Genomic DNA, 17,696 nt, shown 5'->3' with positions numbered 1-17,696 from the left:
CGAGCCCCGAACCTGCATACTGGTTAGCCGAAGCGGACCGACACCGGAGTCGAGACGCCGCTTCGGCTTGCTCGTCCGCCCGCGCAGGCACGCCGCACGATGTGCGCGGGCGGAATCCGATCGGAGGTGAACAGCGTGACCAGTGTCGGCTCGGTGAACGGGGCCCTGAAGGCCGGAGGCACCGTCGTCCTGCCCAAGCGTTTCCACGCGAAGGTCGATGTCCGGTGGTCGGATATGGACGTCTTCCAGCACATCAACCATGCCCGCATGGTGACGTTGCTCGAGGAGGCGCGTATTCCGTGGCTGTTCGAGGGGGAGCGGCCCACTGCGGGGCTGCGTACCGGCTGTGTCCTGGCCGACCTGCGCGTTCGCTACCGCGGCCAACTCCGGCACGAGGACACGCCGCTGGATGTGGCGATGTGGATCGAACAGCTGCGCGCGGTCGATTTCACCATCGGCTACGAGGTCCGCGCGAACGGCGTGGCACTGGATTCCCCGCCGGCCGTGATCGCCAGCACTCAGATCGCGGCCTTCGATATCGACACCCAGCGGCTGCGCCGGCTCACCGACGAGGAGCGCGAATATCTGAGCCTGTGGCGGGCCGAATAGCGGCGACGACACCTAGGGACGACATCGGTTCGATGCTGCGCATATCCGACCCCGCCGAGCGGGAGAACCTCGCGACCTTCCTCACCCACGCGATCCGGCTGGATCCGGCTGCCGTCGTGCGGTTGCATCGTCGCGGCGACCGCTACGTCACCGCGTGGACGGCCACCGGATTCGAGGTCTTGGCCGCGCGGACTGTGGTCGGCGAACTGGACGTCGTGGACGTCACCGTCGCCGGCGATGCCGCGTTGTCCGGACTCGAACGGCCCGCCGCCGACGGGCGCATCGAGGTGGGGTATTCGATGGATTCGGCCTGGCGTACCGCCTTGCCACCGGCTGCGGGTTTCGCACATATCGACGATGTTCCGGCCCGGAGCCTGGTCGAACTCGCCGAACGCGGTGCGCGGGTGGCAGCCGATCACAGTGCCGGCCACGGTCCGCCGGCCTCGCTGCTGGAGCAGACGGTGCTGACCGTCACCGGCGGCGACGAGCGGGTCGAGGTCCCGATGCGCGTCGTCTTCGCGCTCACCGCAATGGATTTCATTCCGCACGCCGGCGGCGAAGCCGAGTCTCGCCGCATCGCGCCCGCCGAGACCGTGCGGGTGCGGGCCACTCGCAGCTGGCTGCGGCTGGACGCGCGGTACGGCTCGGTCGCCCGTCGCCGCAGTGGGCCGCTGCTGGCCGGATGATCGGCGCCCGGTAGATCACTTCCGTTCCGCCACAGCGGTTTTCCACCACGCGACGGTGCCTGCCGCGACCTCCGGCAGCGGTGTCGGCGTCAGGCCGAGCAGTCTCTCGCTGTGGGTGGAATCGAGTCGGAAGGGCCGCTCGAACTGGTAGTTCATCTCTGCCAGCTCCCGCATCATCGAGCTCACGATGCCGGCCGTGCGCAGTGTCCAGCCGGGCAGCGCAACCACTTTCGGCATCGGCATCCGAGCGGCCTCGGCCAGGGCGGCCACCAGTTCGCGCATCGTGACCGCCGGGGCGGTCGGGGCGTGCAGGAAGGTGTTCCACAGGGTGCTGTCCGCGGCCGCCCGGATCATGGCCGCGGCGAGATCGGGCATATAGGTGAACGAATGCGGTAGATCGGCCTTGCCGAAGATCTGAACCGTCTTGCCCGCCAGGATATTCGGCACCATCCGGTCGCCGGCGTGCGAGGTGCGCACATGCGGCCCGATGAAGTCGGAGGCGGCCACGCTGACCGTCGGCGTCGGCGATGCCTCGCGAGCGCGCAGGAGGTGCACCCGGATCGCCGGTTTGCCGAAATCCGCAGTGCGGGGCATATTTTCGGTCATCGGCCGGTCGACCGGGCCGTAGGAGTACAGGCTCTCCGGAAATACGACGACCGCTCCGGTGCGCCCCGCGACGTCCAGGATCGTCTGTTCGGCGCCGGGCAGTTCCGCCCGCCAGGTCCGCGCGGAGTATTGCGACGCGTGGATGCAGTGGTAGATCGCGGCGGCACCGTCGACCGCGGCGGCAAGCTGGTGACGATCGTTGACGTCCACCGAGCGTCGTTCGACGAGCGGATGGTCCGGACCGCTGCCCGACCGGGTCAGGACGCGGACCGTCGCCCCGGTGGCGGCGAGCTGTTCGGCGATCGTGGTACCGACGGGTCCGGCTCCGGTGACGACATGTAGATCCGACATAGTGGGCTCCAATCTCTTTCGAGAGCACTGCTCTTGCTCTCATGGACGAGTGTGCACCACATCCGTGAATATTTCAAGAGCAGCGCTCACGATTGTGATCGGCGCGCTGTAAAGGGGTCAGGCAGCGCCCTCGCCCAGGTACTGCAACCACACCGGATCCAGATCCGAGGTGGTCGACAGCAATCGCCAATGCGGCCCGGTCGGCGAGACCAGCGGGTGCATGAGCGTCCAGCCCAACTCGCTCAGGAGTTTGTCGGCCTTGCGGTGATTACAGGGAGCGCAGGAGGCTACGCAGTTCTCCCAGGAATGCGCGCCCCCGCGACTGCGTGGAATGACATGGTCGATGGTTTCGGCCTTTCCGCCGCAGTACGCGCAGCGATAACGATCCCGGTGCATGAGTGCCGCGCGGGTCATGGGGACCCGGGCGCGGTAGGGCACTCGCACGTAGTTGCGCAGCCGGATCACCGACGGCAGCGCGACCGAGGCGCCGGCGGAGTGGACGACCGGGCCCTCGGGATTGTGATGAACGGTATCGGCCTTGTCGCAGACCAGTAGCACGATGGCACGCCGGGCGGGCAGTGCGGTCAGTGGCTCGTAGGTGGCATTCAGAAGCAGTACCCGGCTCTTGGACCAAGCGGTAGCTGCGGATTCGGTATTTCGGTGCGTGATCGCACCCGGGGACGAATGTCCCGGTGACGCGGACGTATGTCCCGGAGAGGAATATGCGGAGAGGATATGCAGCGGAGTAGCCCCCGACCCACGATTGTGGACATCGGCGGGCTGGAGTTGTCGGTGCGTTCTCGCCTCGTGTGACCGGGCGCCGTGCCGCTGCTTCATGGATGGACCCCGAATTCTGCTAGGTCGGTTCGTGTGCTGATCGGCAGACACTGTCACCAAGTTGACCACGGAACGTGCCCGTGTGCACAGTGATTTCGGTGCCGAAATTCGGGCCGGGTGCGCGGATCGCCGGTGGTCGACGCGGTGCGGGTCGGTCTCCGGTGCCCGGATACCGGTGTCGGAGGCGATTATCTGCCGTGTGGCCGTCCCCGCGGCGACCGTCGTCTGAACGTCGCGTGATCCGCCGGTGACCGTCGGGCGGCTCCCGCACGGGTGGGCCGTCCGCGGGTGGTGCGGGCACAATGGTGGGCGGATACGGGCAGGCGAGCAGATCGAGAGGGTCGATGACTTCCGGCGAACAGACGGCGACATCGTTCTACGAGGCGGTCGGCGGGGCGGAAACGTTCCGGCGGATCGTCGCGGCGTTCTATCGGGAGGTGGCCGCCGACGAGATCCTGCGGCCGATGTATCCGGAGCAGGACCTCGGCCCGGCCGAGCGCCGGCTGCGCATGTTCCTCGAACAGTACTGGGGCGGCCCGCGCACCTATTCCGACGAACGCGGACATCCCCGGCTGCGCATGCGGCATATGCCGTTCAGCATCGGACCGCTGCAGCGTGATGCGTGGTTGCGCTGTATGCACATCGCGATTGCCGAGATCGAGCCGGACGTTCTCGACGACGAACATCGGCGTGCGTTGCTCGACTACTTGGAGATGGCCGCGAATTCACTGATGAATTCCCCCATGTGAGCCGGGCCGGGGATTCGACTGTGCCGGGGATTGGACTGTGACAGCGTCATCGGCCGGGGGACAGGCTGAGCTCGCGGCGGTGGGGGACGCCGCCGGGCAGACGGAGGAACCGGCGCCGCCGTGGTGGCGTTCGGCGGTGTTCTATCAGATCTATCCGCGCTCGTTCGCCGATGCATCCGGCGACGGTGTCGGTGATCTCGCCGGCGTGCGCGACCGGCTCGGCTATCTGGAACTGCTGGGCGTCGACGCGCTGTGGATCTGTCCGGTGATGCGATCCCCCATGGCCGACGGCGGATACGACGTCAGCGATCCGCGCGATATCGACCCACTGTTCGGCGACCTCGCGACCATGGACGAGCTGATCGCCGCGGCCCACGAGCGCGGCATCCGGGTGACGATGGATCTGGTGCCCAATCACACCAGCGACCGCCATCCGTGGTTCTCGGCCGCGGTGGCCGCTCCCCCCGGCAGCGCCGAGCGGGCCCGCTACCTCTTCCGCGACGGTCGCGGGCCCGGCGGCTCGCAACCGCCCAACAACTGGCCCAGCATCTTCGGGGGTCCGGCGTGGACCCGCGTCACCGAGCCCGACGGGACGCCGGGGCAGTGGTATCTGCATCTGTTCGCACCGGAACAACCGGATCTGAACTGGGACAATCCGGAGGTCGTCGCCGATTTCGAGCAGACCATGCGGTTCTGGCTCGATCGCGGCGTCGACGGCTTCCGCATCGATGTGGCACACGGCATGGCCAAACCGCCCGGACTGCCCGATATGGATCCGGTCGTGGTGGCGGCGGTGGGACTCTCCGCCGACCCGTCGGCTACCCATCCAGCCGACCCGTCGGCTACCCATCCAGCCGACCCGTCGGCGACCGGCCCCTCGGACGCGGACGCGAAACTGCTGGTGCACGACGACAGCGATCCGCGCTTCAACAACCCGGGGGTCCACGACATCCACCGGCGGCTGCGCAAGGTGGTCGACGAGTATCCGGAAGCGGTGTCCATCGGCGAGGTGTGGGTCGAGGACAACATCCGCTTCGGTGAGTACGTGCGCCCGGACGAGCTTCACCTCGCCTTCAACTTCCGGCTCGCCGAGACACCGTTCGACGCGGCGAAAATTCGTGCGGCAGTGGAGAATTCGCTGGAATCGGTGGCGCGCGTCGGGGCCGTCCCGACGTGGACGCTGTCCAATCACGACATCGAGCGGGAGGTGACCCGCTACGGCGGCGGCGCGTCCGGCGTCGCCCGTGCCCGGGCGATGATCATGCTCGAACTCGCGCTTCCGGGCGCGGCTTTCGTCTACAACGGCGCCGAATTGGCGCTGCCCAATGTCGACGACCTGCCCGAGGAGGTGCTGCAGGACCCGGTCTGGGAACGCTCCGGCCACACCGAACGCGGGCGTGACGGCTGCCGGGTGCCGATCCCGTGGGAGGGGACGACTCCGCCCTTCGGATTCACCGGCGGTCCCGATTCCTGGCTGCCCATCCCGGCGGAATGGGCCGATCGGACCGTGGCGGCGCAACGCGAATCGCCCGACTCGACGCTGTCGCTGTATCGGGCCGCCCTCCGAGTGCGCGGTACCCGAGCCGAATTCGACGGTGACACCGTCGACTGGCTCGACGCGCCGGCGGACTGTCTCACCTTCCGCCGGCCGGGTGGACTGCTCTGTGTGCTCAACGCCTCCGCGGCCCCGATCGCACTGCCCCCGGGCACGGTGTTGCTGGCGAGCGCGCCGCTGCACGGCGCCCTGCTCGCACCGGAGTCGACGGCCTGGTTGGTGTGACACGGGCGGCTCGGCGCGGACCGGCAAACCACGATCGTCTACCGTTGAGCTGTGAGCATTCTCGAAACAGTGCTGATCTTTCTCGGCATCCCGCTGGTGATCTACGCGGTGATCGCCGGATTGTCGTTCCTCGGCAAACCGCTGCCCGGTGAGAAGCCGGTCCACTACGACCTCGGGAAGAAGTGGACCGCGGAGCCGGTGCTGTGGAGCGCGACCGACGAGGTGACCGCATTCGGTCACGGTGTCGCCGAGTCGTCGCATGGACACCATGCGGCCATCGAATCCACCGGGGCAGATCTGATCGGAGGCCGGGCAAGTGGCAACTTCTAATTGGCCTGTGGTGGACCCGTCCACCCTGCCGCACGGGTACGCCATCACCCCCAGCGGGCGGGTGTCCGGCGTGCACGAAGCCGGTGACGTGTTCAAGGAAGCGCCGTTCAACGACCGTGAGCGGCTGCTGATGGACAACACCCTCACCGAGGCGACTCGCAGCACCAAGGTCCGGTTCAACATCTACATCGGCGATCTGGGCGCGGATGCCGCCGCCGGCGCCGACGCGGTGTTCCCGTCGACTCCCGAGGCGGCACGTTCGGTGCTCATCGCCGTCTCGCCCAACGACAAGGCGGTCGAGGTTCGTTCCGGTCGCGACGTCGCCGACCGCGTGAACGACCGGGTCTGCCAGCTCGGTGTCACCGCGGCGCTCGCGTCGCTACGGCAGGGACAGCTCATCGACGGACTCGTCTCCGCCGTCCGCGTGATGGCGTCCGCGATCGGCCGCCCGAGCTGATTCGCCCGCACTGATCGGCACGCTCGCGCCGGTTCGCATCAGGGCCACGCACCCCTTCCCGGAACAGCCGGGAGGGGGTGCGGCTGTATGCGTAGGACTCGAAATACGCTGTGAGCGTAAGGGGCTCGCCCGGCGCGGCCGTGGCCGTAGGCTCACCGCATGGCCGAGTATCCGCAACTGCATTCGATCCCCGGCGGACGCGACCTCGAGTCCGCATCCTCGACCGGTGCGGACAGCGCGGCAGAGCCCGCGGCCGAATCCGCTCCTCGACCGCAGCGAGACGTGCTGCGCTCGGTGCCGTCGCGGCCCGATCGGCCTCGCGAATCCCGCGCCGCCCGGGAACCGCTGTGGCGTGAGGTACTCGGTGAACGGTTGCGCGAACTGCGCCGCGACCACGGCGAGACGCTGACCGAAACGGCGGGCCGGGCCGGGATTTCACCGCAGTACCTGTCCGAGATCGAACGCGGGCGCAAGGAACCGTCGAGCGAGATGATCGCCGCCCTCGCCGGAGCGCTCGGCACCACCTTGGGCGAACTGACCGCGGAGATCGCCGCCGACCTGCTCCGCGTCACCCGCCTCGCCCCGGTGCGCCCGCTGGCCGCCCGTCCACCGTTCGGTCCCACCATGCTCGCCCGCGCCGCCTGAGCGCGCACCGCGCCGCACGGGAGCTCGGCTGTGACGCCGTGATCCCTTGCTCCGCTGTGAAGTGCTCTCCGGTGCCGGCCCGAGCGTTCGACGTGCGACGGCGGATGGGGGCGGCTCGGATCGCCCCGGGGCGATGAGCGAGTATCCGTCGGATCCGCTCAGGTCCGCGCGCCGAGGATGGCGTCGGCCAGTCCGTATTCCACCGCTGCCTGCGCGGTGAACACCCGGTCGCGATCGGTGTCGTGCCGCAGGGTCGCGACTTCCTGACCGGTGTGGCGGGACAGGATCGTCTCGATTTCGGCGCGCATCCGGACGAGTTCGTCGGCCTGGATGATGAGATCGGGAATCGCGCCCTGTCCGCGCGTCGCGGGCTGATGCAGGACGGCGCGCGCATGCGGCAGCATCGCCCGCCGGCCGTCCGCGCCACCGGCCAGCAGCACCGCACCGACCGCGATGGCCTGGCCGACACAGGTGGTCGCCACCGGTGACGAAATGTGCTGCATGGTGTCGTAGATCGCCAGCATCGCCGACAGATCGCCGCCCTCGCAGTTGATGTAGAGGTTGATCTCCTGACCCGCGCTCTCCGCGTCCAGATGCAGCATCTGCGCGATCAGCGCATTCGCCACCCCCGAATCGATCGGCGTGCCGAGGTAGACGATCCGCTCGGTGAGCAGGTGCGAGTAGACGTCCATGATCCGCTCACCGCGCGGGTGCTGCGCGATGACATTGGGAATGGTGTAGCTGGTCATGATGTGCCCCTATGCTTTCCCGGCCGAGATTCCGATGCGCTGGCGTTGCGGGATGACCTGGTCGAAGGAGTCGACGATGTGGTCGATGAAGCCGTACTCCCGGGCCTCGGTCGCGGTGAACCAGCGGTCGTGCAGCGAGTCCTCGTAGATGCGGTCGAACGGCTGCCCGGTGTCCTCGGCGATGAGCCCGAGCACGGTGTTCACCGTGTGGCGCAGATCGTCGGCCTGCACCTCCACCTCGCCGGCGCTACCGCCGATACCCGCCGACCCCTGATGCATGAGGATGCGGGCGTGCGGCATGGCGTAGCGTTTGCCCCGGGTGCCTGCCGACAGCAGGAATTGCCCGGCGCTGCAAGCCAATCCGAGTGCCAGCGTGGAGACCTCGCACGGCACCAGCCGCATCACGTCGCGGATCGCCAGCATCGAGGGCACCGATCCGCCGGGGGAGTGGATCCACAGCGAAATGCCGGCGTCGGGGTTCTCGGCTGCCAGGGTCAGCAGCTGGGTGGTCAGTAGGGTGCCGTTGTCGTCGTCGAGTCCACCGTCGAGCACGAGCACGCGCCGGGCGAGTAACTGCTCGCGCGACCGACGGTCGAACTGCGGAGTCGTGTTGTCGTGAGCCATGAAGCCACCGTGCCCGATCGGCGGGGGCGATGGCGGCTGTCGCTGCCGTGAGCAGATCCGCTCACAGCAGCGAGCTTCTTGACCTCAACCGCTCTCGAGGTCCAAGGATGATCATCATGAACACGACGGACCAGAATCCGGTCATCGAGGACAACAGTGTCGACCATGCCGAGGACCGGCTGGCGATCGAGGCACTCATCGCGAATGTCGAGACCGCCTTCAATACCAACGACGCCGAACTGATGGTGCGGGATGTGGCCCGTAATGCCGTGCTGGGCAACGCGGCCGGCATGCTGCTGCACGGCCGCGAGGCGACGCTCGCCGCGAGCCGGGACGGATTGGCGGGATTCCTGAAAGACCAGTACGTGCGCTACGAGCTCATCGGCATAACGTTCCTGCGGGCGGATGTCGCCATCGCGCACAAGGCCGCACGGGCGGTGACCGCCGATGGCGCGCCGATCGATACCGACCCGGCGATGGTCGCGCTGTATGTACTGACCAAGGAGGATGGCCGTTGGTGGATCGCGGCCCGGCACAACACACCGGTGCCTCGGCAGTGAACCGCGTCGCTTCGCGGTCCGGCGTTGCGGCGCCCACCGATCGGTAGGCGCCGCAAGCAGACTCAGGCGATATCGGCGGCGCGGGCGCGCAGCGAGCGTTCGATACCCGCCTTACCCTCGATCACCAAGCGGCGCAGGGCCGGCGGGTGTTCATCGGCGAGGAACTTGTCGGCCACGGCCACGGCCTCCTCGCTGATGGCCCAGTGCGGGTAGAGGCCGACGATGACGGTCTGCGCGACCTCGCTGGAGCGGCGCTCCCACACCGAGGCGATCTCGTCGAAGTAGCGCTGCACGTACGGTGCGAGCAGTTCACCCTGTCCGACCGGCGCGAAGCCGCCGACGATCGCGCGGGCGGTGATGTTCGGGACGGAGTCGTCGTCCATCACCGTGCGCCAGGCCTTTTCCTTGACCTCGGCCTGTGGGCGGGCGGTGGCGGCCGCGGCCGCCTGGCGCCGGCCGGCGGCGGTGGGATCGCGCTCGAGTTCCGCGTCGATGACCGGGGTGTCGGTGCTCTCGGCGTCGAGCTGACCGGCAGCCGCCAGCGCGCCCACGATCCGCCAGCGCAGATCGGTGTCCACCGCGAGGCCGGGCAGCGCGGCCGCGGCCGGGTCGGAATCCAGCAGCAGGGTACCCAGCACCTCACTGTGCCACGGCGACAGGCGCGCGCCGGTGAGGGCATTGACGAAGGCCAGCTGATGGTCCGAACCCGGTTCGGCCGCCCGGGCCAGTTCGAGGAGACGATCGGCGAAGGCCGGCCATCCGGTCTGATCGGCCCATTCGGGGTCGGCGTAGCTCGCCAGGGCGGTCTGCGCCTGCATCAGAAGCCGTTGTACGACACCGATTTCGGTTTCGGCGCCGATTCCGCGCTGCACCAGCGCCACGAAATCCCGGGCCCGCATCTCCGCCTGCCGGGTCATCTCCCATGCCGCCGACCAGCACAGCGTGCGAGGCAGGGATTCGGCGATATCGGCGATCCGCGCGATCACGGTGTCCAGCGACTGCGGATCCAGGCGCAGCGAGCAGTAGGTCAGGTCGTCGTCGTTGACCAGCACGAGCTGACCGCGCTCGACACCCACCAGCTCGGCGACCTCGGTGCGCTCCGCGGCATCGAGATCGAGCTCGACGCGCTTGGTGCGCACCAGTTTTCCGTCCCGGTCGTCGTAGACGCCGATGGCCAGGCGATGGACGCGATGCTCGCCGGCACCGGGTTCCGCGCCGCCCTGCACGACCGCGAATCGGGTGAATTTCCCGTCGGCGTCGACCTCGAAATCGGGGCGCAGCGTATTCAGGCCGGTGGTCTTGAGCCACTGCGCGCCCCAGCCGGAAAGGTCACGCCCGGAGGACTTTTCGAGGGCTCCGACCAGATCGTCGAAGGTGGCGTTGCCGAAGGCGTGCGCGGCGAAGTAGTCCCGCAGGCCGGCCAGGAACGGCTCCAGCCCCACGTAGGCGACCAGCTGCTTGAGCACCGAGGCGCCCTTGGCGTAGGTGATGCCGTCGAAGTTGACCTCCACGGCCGCGAGATCGGGGATGTCGGCGGCGATGGGGTGGGTGGAGGGCAGCTGATCCTGCCGGTACGCCCACGACTTCTCCACATTGGCGAAAGTCGTCCAGGCGCCGGTGTATTCGGTGGCCTCGGCCTGGCACAGGACCGAGGCGAAGGTGGCGAACGATTCGTTCAGCCACAGATCGTCCCACCACTTCATCGTGACGAGATCGCCGAACCACATGTGCGCCATCTCGTGCAGCACGGTCTCGGCGCGCCGCTCGTAGGAGGCCCGGGTGACCTTGGACCGGAAGACGTAGTCCTCGAGGAACGTCACCGCGCCGGCGTTCTCCATGGCGCCGGCGTTGAACTCGGGAACGAACAGCTGGTCGTATTTCCCGAAGACGTACGGGACGCCGAAGTTGCGGTGGTAGAACGCGAAGCCCTGCTTGGTTTCGGTGAAAAGCCGTTCCGCGTCCATGAATTCGGCGAGCGAGGCGCGGCAGTAGATGCCGAGCGGAATCGTGGACTGATCGTCGGTGTACACATCGATCCACTTGGCGTACGGCCCGGCGATCAGCGCGACCAGGTAGGTGCTCATCCGCGGCGTCGTGGCGAAGGTGTGCTCGACGACCTCGCCGACCACGCGGGTGGCGGTCGCGGCGCCGTTGGAGATCACCTCCCAGTCGGCGGGCGCGGTGACCGTCATGTCGTAGGTCGCCTTGAGGTCGGGCTGGTCGAAGCAGGCGAACATCCGCTTGGCGTCGGCGGTTTCGAACTGCGAGTACAGGTAGACCTTGTCGTCGGTCGGATCGACGAAGCGGTGCAAACCCTCGCCGGTGTGCGAGTACACGCAGTCGGCCTCGACCACCAGGACGTTGTTCTCGGCCAGCTCGGTCAGGGTGAGTCCCTGGGACTCGTCGTAGCCCGAGATATCGAGTTCGGTGCCGTTGAGAACGGCCGAACGCACGCCGGCGGCGACGATATCGATGAAGGTCTGCGCGCCCGGTGTGGCGGTGAACGTGACGGTGGAGCGCGAGAAGAACGTCTCGCCGGCGGTGGCCGCGGGACCGGTCGGCTGTCCGGTGAGATCGAGTTCGACGCGATAGTTCTCCACACTGATCGTCGCGGCCCGCGCGATGGCTTGTTCGCGGGTGAGGTTCGGTGCAGACAAGGAGACTCCTTCGCTCGGACCGGTCGTGTGGACCACGCTGCGGATGCAGTCGCTGACGGTGCCCAGAATGCCACGTTCGCGCCCGCACGGCTGGGCCGACCGTGCATCCGCACCCCGTGCGAGACGACACGCCGCGCGCCGCGCCACCGAGCGTCCGGTGCCGCCGGGGCGCTCGGTAGGCTGGGCGTTCGTGTGCGGCGGACAGCGAAGCGAGGAGGGCCGGTGAAGCACATCCACGCCGGTAAGGTGCGCGATCTCTACGAGGACGGGGAATCGCTGATTCTGGTCGCCTCCGATCGGGTCTCGGTCTACGACGTGGTGCTGCCGACGCCGATTCCGGACAAGGGCGCGCTGCTCACGCAGCTGTCGAACTGGTGGTTCGACTACTTCTCCGATGTGCCCAACCACGTGCTCTCGACCACCGACGTTCCGGACGAATTCGCCGGGCGCGCGGTGCGTGTGCGGCCGCTGAAGATGGTGCAGGTGGAGTGCATCGCCCGCGGCTACCTGGTCGGCTCGGGACTGCAGGAGTACCGGCGGACCGGCGCGGTCTCGGGGGTGACGCTGCCCGCCGGGCTGCGAGAGGGCGACAAACTTCCCGAGCCGATCTTCACCCCGACCACCAAGGCGTCCGCGGGACACGACGAGCCGATCACGTTCGGCGATGTGGTGAATCAAGAAGGTCGCGACGTCGCCGAGAAGCTGCGCGACCTGACCCTGCAGATCTACACCCGCGGTGCCGAGCACGCCGCGGGGCGCGGTGTGATCATCGCCGACACGAAGGTCGAATTCGGCTGGGACGGAGACGTTCTCACCCTGGGTGACGAGGTCCTGACCTCCGACTCGTCGCGGTTCTGGCCGGCCGACGAATGGGAGCCGGGGCGGGCGCAGCGCTCGTTCGACAAGCAGTTCGTCCGCGACTGGGCGACCTCCACCGGCTGGGACAAGGAGCCGCCCGGCCCGGAGATTCCCGACGATGTCGTGGCCGTCACCCGCGAGAAGTACAGGGATGCCTACCAGCGCATCACGGGCAACACCTGGTCGTGAGATCGGCTACGAGGCGCGCAGCTTCGCCGCGCGCAGCATGAGGTAGTCGCGCTCGGGCGTACTCGTGGTGAGGTGTGCCGCCGCCGTATAGGACTCGATCGCTGTCGCTCGGTCGCCCGCCATCTCGTACAGATGTCCCCGCACCGCGTCGAGTCGATGGTTGCCGCGCAGGCGATCCGCCAGTGCGTTCGCCGACTCCAGCCCGGCGGCGGGCCCGTGCACCATGGCCACCGCCACGGCGCGATTCAGACTCACCATCGGATTGTCCGACAGCCGCTCGAAGATGTTGTACAGCAGGAGAATTCGCTCCCAGTCCGTCTCCTCGGCGCTCGGCGCCCGGGTGTGCAGTGCGGCGATGGCGGCCTGGACGCGGTAGGGGCCATCGAGTCCGGCCTCGACCGCCGCCGTCGCCAGCCGCATTCCCTCCCGGGCGCGGTCACGGTCCCAGCGGGTGCGGTCCTGTTCGGCCAGCGGGATCAATTCGCCACTGGGGCCCAGTCGTCCCGCGCGGCGGGCATCGGTGAGCAGCATCAGCGCGAGCAGGCCGGTGACCTCCGGATCGTCCGGGAGCAGCCGGTGGACCTTGCGGGTCAGGCGAATCGCCTCCGCCGCCAGATCGGTGCGGTACAAGCGGGAGCCGCCGGTCGCGGTGTGCCCCTCGGTGAACATCACGTAGAGCACGTGCAGGACCGGCCCGAGCCGCGGGCCCCAGTGCTCCGGGGCGACCGCGGATTCCGCGAACGGGCGCGGCAGTGCGGCGAGCCGCTTCTTCGCCCGTGAAATGCGTTGCGCCATGGTGGTTTCCGGCAGCAGGAAGGCTCGGGCGATCTCCTCGGTGGTGAGACCGCCCACCGCACGCAGCGTCACCGCGATCGCACTGGCGGGCGACAACGCGGGATGGCAGCACAGCAGCAGCAACGTCAACGTGTCGTCGGCGGCCGAATCGGTATCGGCGGGCGGCACGTCCTGCAGGACAGCCGTCGTCTCGCGGGAGCGGCGTGCGATCTCCGAACGCACCGAGTCGATCAACCGCCGCTGGGCGACCTGGAGCAGCCAGGCCCGCGGATTATCCGGATAGCCCTTGTCCGGCCACTGCGTGACCGCGGCGAGCATCGCCTCCTGCACCGCGTCCTCGGCCGCGTCGAAATCGCCGTAGCGGCGCACCAGAATTCCCAGCACGACCGGCGCGACCTCGCGCAGGAGCAGCGCGACCTCCTGCGCGGAGTCGTCGCGCCGGTCGTGCTCCGACCGCTGTCCGGCCGGGACGGCCGGCACCTGTGATCCGGGCATGGCGCGGCGGATCAGCCCTCGGTCGCCGGGGCGTCCATCACCGCGCGCACCTCGATGTATTCACCGATCGGGGCGCCACCCGGGCCCGGCGCGGCCGACACCTGCGCGGCGATCTCCAGCGCCCGGTCGGCGCTGTCCACATCGACGATCCAGTAGCCCGCCAGGAATTCCTTGGTCTCCGGGAACGGGCCGTCAGTGACCACCGGCGCGGACCGCCCGTCGGCGCTGACGATGCGGGCCTGATCCGGGAAGGCCAGGCCCTGGGCGTCGACCAGCTCACCCGATTCGCGCAGTGCCGCACCGAGCGCGCGCTGGAACTCGATATGGGCCGCGATGTCCTCCGGCGGCCACTCGCCGATCGGAGTGTCGCAGTGCGCGGCAGGACGGTAGGTCTTGAGCAGCATGTATTTCACGATGATCTCCTCGGATCGCCGGCGTGCCATCGCGGCGCGCGCACGATCGGGTCGGTGCCGGCCGCGGCTTCTCGACCTACCTTGACTGTGATTGTGATCACAAATCGGTGGTCGTATCGGCGAGCGCGTCCGGATTAACCGGTTCGCCGCCGAGGATCAGTTCCTTGATCCGATCGGTGACGTCCCAGACGTTGACGTTCATCCCCGCCAGCACGCGATTGCCCTGATCCAGCCAGAACGCGACGAATTCGCGGCTCGCGGTGTCGCCGCGAACCACCACGGAGGTCGTCGCACCCGGTGCGACGAACCCGGTGTACTCCATGCCGAGGTCGTACTGGTCGGTGAAGAAGTACGGCAGCCGGTCGTAGGTGGCGGGCCGGTCGAGCATCGTCAGCGCCGCCACGGCCGGCTGGTTGAGCGCGGTGGCCCAGTGTTCGACCCGCACTCGCTGCCCGAGCACCGGATGCTGCTGGTCGGCGATATCGCCGACCGCGACGATATCCGGATCGCTGCTGGCCAGACTCTCGTCCACCAGCACGCCGCCCTCGACCGCGAGCCCCGCGTCGGCGGCCAGTTCGATATTCGGCCGCGCGCCGACCGCGATCAGCACCGCATCTGCGGCCACGACCGTGTCGTCGGAGAGCCGGACTCCGGTGGCCTTTCCGTCGGCGGTGACGATCTCGGCGGCCTTCACACCGCAGCGCAGATCGACGCCGTGCGCGCGGTGCAACTCGCCGAAGACCGCGCCCATCTCGTCGCCGAGAGCGGCCTGCAGCGGCACCGCGCCGACCTCCAGAACGGTCACCTCGAGACCGGCGGAACGAGCGGCCGCCGTGACCTCCAGCCCGATCCAGCCCGCGCCGATGACGACCAGCCGCCGCGCCGAGCCGAACAGCGAGATCAGCGCATCGGACTGCCCGATGGTGCGCAACATGTACACGCCCTCGGCGTCGGCGCCGGGAATCGGCAGCCGGCGCGAGCGCGATCCGGTGGCCAGGGCGAGTTTGTCGTACGGCCGGGTCGAACCATCCGGCAGCGCAACCGTTTTCGATGTGCGGTCGATGGCCGTGACGGTGGTGCCGAGCAGCAGGTCGACATCGTGATCGCGATACCACTGCTCGGGATGCACGGTGAAATCGGCGAGCGACTTCTTGCCGAGCAGATGCTCCTTCGACAGTGGCGGCCGCTCGTAGGGCAGCTGCGCCTCCTCGGCGATCAACGTGATCACGCCGTCGAACTCGTTGTCACGCAACGACTCCGCCAGCTTCGCGGCGGCCAGACCGCCGCCGACGATGACGAACCTGGAATCTGTGGGCATGGGGAAAACCTCCGGGCAGCGGCAACCAGGGTCGTACCCGACCCTACTGTGCGATCCCGCGGCGATCGGGAAATATCGCCAACTTCGCGGCGTTGACCAATGCTGAGGACGGGTGGCGTGCGGCCTCCCCACTGTTTCTTCGAAGGGACGAAATGTGAGCGATCAGACGACCACCGCCGGCTCCAGGGACCGCGTCGATTTCTGGTTCGATCCCCTGTGCCCGTGGTGCTGGATCACCTCGCGCTGGATTCTGGAGGTCGAGAAGGTCCGCGATATCGACACGCACTTCCACGTGATGAGCCTGGCCGTACTCAACGAGGGCCGTGACGACCTTCCCGAGCGCTACGTCGACATGATGAAATCGGCGTGGGGCCCGGTCCGGGTGGCCATCGCCGCGGCCGAGCAGCACGGTGAGAAGGTGCTCTCACCGCTGTACACCGCGATGGGCACCCGCATCCACAATCGCCGGGAGGAGTACGAGCGCGAGAACCAGGCCGACAGCCTGGCCGCGGTCGTCGCCGACGCTCTCGCCGAGGTCGGGCTGCCCGCCGAACTGGCCGAGGCCGCCACGAGCACCGAGTACGACGAGGCGCTGCGCACGAGCCACCACGCCGGAATGGACAAGGTCGGGCCGGACGTCGGCACGCCGACCATCCACATCAACGACACCGCCTTCTTCGGCCCGGTGCTGTCGCGCATTCCGCGCGGCGAGGACGCGGGGAAGGTGTGGGACGGGGCGGTCGCGCTGGCGTCCTATCCGCACTTCTTCGAACTCAAGCGGACCCGCAACGAGGACCCGCAGTTCGACTAGTGGATCGACGGCACGGGGCGTGGCACGCCCCGTGCCGGGCGTGCGGCTACCGCGGCGGCAGCCCCGGAATTTCGCCGTATCCGGGGTAGCCGCTCGTCTGAGTGGGCGGTCCGGCCGGCGTCGGCTGCGGCGGGACGGCCGGTGGCGGATACGGCGGAGGCGTCGCCGTCATCCGTGGCGGCGGCGGACCGCTCGGCCGCAGGAACATCCGCCCGTGCCGGCTACGGTCGCGCAGCGCCCACATCCGCCACGTCAGCACCGGATGCGAGGACATGGCGTTGACCACCCAGACGAAGAAGCCCTTGTCCTGCGGCGCGCGGTCGGCCATCTCGTCGAAATCGACCAGCGAATTCAGATATTTGCCGCCCGCAAGGGTTTTCATCGCTCCGGGGGCCCCGAGATGCCGGTTGCAGAAGCCGTGATTGTCGGCGGTGTACTCCTGTGCGCGAATCAGCGAATTGCCGATGATCGGCAGGAACGGCACGAGGAACATGCCCAGCTGGCGCCAGTACGACACATGGCCGGCCGCGATGTGGCCGACCTCGTGGCCGATGATGAAGGCCAGCGCGTCGGGGTCACGGGCCTGGCCGCCGATCTCGAACAGATCGCTGTAGACGACCACGTAGCGGCGGAACCCGTGGCCCGAGGCGAAGGCGTTGATCTGCCCGTTGCCCAGCACCACGTAGGCGTCCGGGACGGTCGCCATGCCGAAGCGCGCGGCCGCCTCGGCCACCATCCGGTATCCCTCCGGGAACTGGGTGGGCGACATCTTCACCGCATTGAGCCGCTGCATCGAATAGTTTGTGCCGCGGCCGAACCACAGCAGCAGCGGCGCCAGGATCAGCAGCAGGACGTAGTAGTTCACCGCACCGACGAGCAGGAACAGCAGCGCGATCAGATAACCGGTGACGGTGGCCAGAATCACCACGATCAGCAGCGGGATCTCCCAGCTGTGCCGGGCCGGCATCCCCCAGGGGGACAGTCCGCGCGTCGGCTGGAACGGCGGCACGTGCGGCGGCGAAAACGGTTGCTGCGGACCCCATCCCGGCGGTCCCAGCCGAGGATCCCACCCCGCCATACCGGTCACCGGATTCCACCCCGGTCCGCGCCCCTGCTGTGGTGACTGATCGGCCCACTGATCTTCGGACTGCATGGGCTGAACTCTATAGAGGATCGG

The 17,696-nt window shown here is 68.4% G+C and carries 19 protein-coding genes; 10 read left to right on the top strand and 9 right to left on the bottom strand.

Going from position 1 to position 17,696, the window contains the following annotated elements; translation table 11 throughout:
• The first annotated feature begins 165 nt into the window (after window positions 1–165).
• Together NK1_RS03445 and NK1_RS03440 are read left to right on the top strand one after the other, a co-directional pair.
• Window positions 166–609, top strand: coding sequence for an acyl-CoA thioesterase (locus tag NK1_RS03445; protein ID WP_439955926.1), 444 nt, complete (start codon window positions 166–168; stop codon window positions 607–609).
• Between the two features lie 32 nt (window positions 610–641).
• On the top strand, window positions 642–1,295 hold the full coding sequence (locus NK1_RS03440) for a DUF8185 domain-containing protein (RefSeq protein ID WP_063007113.1): 654 nt from the start codon (window positions 642–644) through the stop codon (window positions 1,293–1,295).
• Window positions 1,296–1,310: 15 nt separating this feature from the next.
• Here NK1_RS03440 and NK1_RS03435 read toward each other — a convergent pair whose 3' ends face one another.
• Entirely contained in the window at window positions 1,311–2,252 is a 942-nt protein-coding gene (locus NK1_RS03435) for an NAD-dependent epimerase/dehydratase family protein (RefSeq protein WP_063007112.1), read from the bottom strand.
• A 117-nt stretch (window positions 2,253–2,369) separates the two neighbouring features.
• Complete coding sequence (locus NK1_RS03430; protein ID WP_174552689.1) at window positions 2,370–3,089, bottom strand: HNH endonuclease; 720 nt, start codon at window positions 3,087–3,089, stop codon at window positions 2,370–2,372.
• 344 nt (window positions 3,090–3,433) lie between these two features.
• Here NK1_RS03430 and NK1_RS03425 point away from each other — a divergent pair, with 344 nt between their 5' ends.
• From NK1_RS03425 to NK1_RS03405, 5 genes are all read left to right on the top strand, one after another.
• Entirely contained in the window at window positions 3,434–3,838 is a 405-nt protein-coding gene (locus NK1_RS03425) for a globin (protein ID WP_030512691.1), read from the top strand.
• A 79-nt stretch (window positions 3,839–3,917) separates the two neighbouring features.
• Entirely contained in the window at window positions 3,918–5,618 is a 1,701-nt protein-coding gene (locus NK1_RS03420) for a glycoside hydrolase family 13 protein (RefSeq protein WP_063007111.1), read from the top strand.
• A gap of 51 nt (window positions 5,619–5,669) precedes the next feature.
• On the top strand, window positions 5,670–5,948 hold the full coding sequence (gene ctaJ, locus NK1_RS03415) for an aa3-type cytochrome oxidase subunit CtaJ (RefSeq protein WP_030512693.1): 279 nt from the start codon (window positions 5,670–5,672) through the stop codon (window positions 5,946–5,948).
• Window positions 5,949–5,958: 10 nt separating this feature from the next.
• Entirely contained in the window at window positions 5,959–6,405 is a 447-nt protein-coding gene (locus tag NK1_RS03410; RefSeq protein WP_157104068.1) for a DUF5130 family protein, read from the top strand.
• A gap of 159 nt (window positions 6,406–6,564) precedes the next feature.
• Window positions 6,565–7,050: a helix-turn-helix domain-containing protein gene (locus tag NK1_RS03405; protein ID WP_084460545.1), complete on the top strand. Its 486-nt coding sequence runs from the start codon at window positions 6,565–6,567 to the stop codon at window positions 7,048–7,050.
• A 158-nt stretch (window positions 7,051–7,208) separates the two neighbouring features.
• Here the strand turns inward: NK1_RS03405 and NK1_RS03400 are convergent, their stop codons facing one another.
• Both NK1_RS03400 and NK1_RS03395 read right to left on the bottom strand, forming a co-directional pair.
• On the bottom strand, window positions 7,209–7,799 hold the full coding sequence (locus tag NK1_RS03400; protein ID WP_063007109.1) for a ClpP family protease: 591 nt from the start codon (window positions 7,797–7,799) through the stop codon (window positions 7,209–7,211).
• Between the two features lie 9 nt (window positions 7,800–7,808).
• Window positions 7,809–8,423: a ClpP family protease gene (locus NK1_RS03395; RefSeq protein ID WP_063007108.1), complete on the bottom strand. Its 615-nt coding sequence runs from the start codon at window positions 8,421–8,423 to the stop codon at window positions 7,809–7,811.
• A 116-nt stretch (window positions 8,424–8,539) separates the two neighbouring features.
• Here NK1_RS03395 and NK1_RS03390 point away from each other — a divergent pair, with 116 nt between their 5' ends.
• A complete protein-coding gene (locus NK1_RS03390; protein ID WP_063007276.1) occupies window positions 8,540–8,983 on the top strand; it encodes an SgcJ/EcaC family oxidoreductase in 444 nt (147 codons plus the stop codon).
• 62 nt (window positions 8,984–9,045) lie between these two features.
• Here the strand turns inward: NK1_RS03390 and pepN are convergent, their stop codons facing one another.
• Entirely contained in the window at window positions 9,046–11,640 is a 2,595-nt protein-coding gene (gene pepN / locus NK1_RS03385; protein WP_063007275.1) for an aminopeptidase N, read from the bottom strand.
• Window positions 11,641–11,862: 222 nt separating this feature from the next.
• Between pepN and NK1_RS03380 the strand changes: the two genes are divergently transcribed.
• A complete protein-coding gene (locus tag NK1_RS03380) occupies window positions 11,863–12,687 on the top strand; it encodes a phosphoribosylaminoimidazolesuccinocarboxamide synthase (protein WP_063007107.1) in 825 nt (274 codons plus the stop codon).
• A 6-nt stretch (window positions 12,688–12,693) separates the two neighbouring features.
• Here the strand turns inward: NK1_RS03380 and NK1_RS03375 are convergent, their stop codons facing one another.
• From NK1_RS03375 to NK1_RS03365, 3 genes are all read right to left on the bottom strand, one after another.
• On the bottom strand, window positions 12,694–13,977 hold the full coding sequence (locus tag NK1_RS03375) for an RNA polymerase sigma factor (protein ID WP_084460544.1): 1,284 nt from the start codon (window positions 13,975–13,977) through the stop codon (window positions 12,694–12,696).
• A gap of 11 nt (window positions 13,978–13,988) precedes the next feature.
• On the bottom strand, window positions 13,989–14,390 hold the full coding sequence (locus NK1_RS03370; protein WP_174552688.1) for a YciI family protein: 402 nt from the start codon (window positions 14,388–14,390) through the stop codon (window positions 13,989–13,991).
• Between the two features lie 97 nt (window positions 14,391–14,487).
• A complete protein-coding gene (locus NK1_RS03365; protein ID WP_063007106.1) occupies window positions 14,488–15,708 on the bottom strand; it encodes an NAD(P)/FAD-dependent oxidoreductase in 1,221 nt (406 codons plus the stop codon).
• 154 nt (window positions 15,709–15,862) lie between these two features.
• Here NK1_RS03365 and NK1_RS03360 point away from each other — a divergent pair, with 154 nt between their 5' ends.
• Entirely contained in the window at window positions 15,863–16,519 is a 657-nt protein-coding gene (locus tag NK1_RS03360; protein ID WP_063007105.1) for a mycothiol-dependent nitroreductase Rv2466c family protein, read from the top strand.
• 46 nt (window positions 16,520–16,565) lie between these two features.
• Here NK1_RS03360 and NK1_RS03355 read toward each other — a convergent pair whose 3' ends face one another.
• On the bottom strand, window positions 16,566–17,672 hold the full coding sequence (locus tag NK1_RS03355; protein ID WP_245660331.1) for a M48 family metallopeptidase: 1,107 nt from the start codon (window positions 17,670–17,672) through the stop codon (window positions 16,566–16,568).
• Window positions 17,673–17,696: the final 24 nt, after the last annotated feature.

Origin of the sequence: Nocardia kruczakiae NBRC 101016, assembly GCF_001612965.1 — a bacterium.
Taxonomy (GTDB): domain Bacteria; phylum Actinomycetota; class Actinomycetes; order Mycobacteriales; family Mycobacteriaceae; genus Nocardia; species Nocardia kruczakiae.
The sequence above is the reverse complement of the archived record's forward strand: the minus strand, read 5'-3'. Positions and strand labels throughout refer to the sequence as shown.

What these genes read in the sequence shown, in the direction of transcription:
- NK1_RS03440 (WP_063007113.1), top strand. Translation starts at nt 642, where the DNA reads ATGCTGCGCATATCCGACCCCGCCGAGCGGGAGAACCTCGCGACCTTC.
- NK1_RS03435 (WP_063007112.1), bottom strand. Translation starts at nt 2,252, where the DNA reads ATGTCGGATCTACATGTCGTCACCGGAGCCGGACCCGTCGGTACCACG.
- NK1_RS03430 (WP_174552689.1), bottom strand. Translation starts at nt 3,089, where the DNA reads ATGAAGCAGCGGCACGGCGCCCGGTCACACGAGGCGAGAACGCACCGA.
- NK1_RS03425 (WP_030512691.1), top strand. Translation starts at nt 3,434, where the DNA reads ATGACTTCCGGCGAACAGACGGCGACATCGTTCTACGAGGCGGTCGGC.
- NK1_RS03405 (WP_084460545.1), top strand. Translation starts at nt 6,565, where the DNA reads ATGGCCGAGTATCCGCAACTGCATTCGATCCCCGGCGGACGCGACCTC.
- NK1_RS03400 (WP_063007109.1), bottom strand. Translation starts at nt 7,799, where the DNA reads ATGACCAGCTACACCATTCCCAATGTCATCGCGCAGCACCCGCGCGGT.
- NK1_RS03395 (WP_063007108.1), bottom strand. Translation starts at nt 8,423, where the DNA reads ATGGCTCACGACAACACGACTCCGCAGTTCGACCGTCGGTCGCGCGAG.
- NK1_RS03390 (WP_063007276.1), top strand. Translation starts at nt 8,540, where the DNA reads ATGAACACGACGGACCAGAATCCGGTCATCGAGGACAACAGTGTCGAC.
- NK1_RS03375 (WP_084460544.1), bottom strand. Translation starts at nt 13,977, where the DNA reads ATGCCCGGATCACAGGTGCCGGCCGTCCCGGCCGGACAGCGGTCGGAG.
- NK1_RS03365 (WP_063007106.1), bottom strand. Translation starts at nt 15,708, where the DNA reads ATGCCCACAGATTCCAGGTTCGTCATCGTCGGCGGCGGTCTGGCCGCC.
- NK1_RS03355 (WP_245660331.1), bottom strand. Translation starts at nt 17,672, where the DNA reads ATGCAGTCCGAAGATCAGTGGGCCGATCAGTCACCACAGCAGGGGCGC.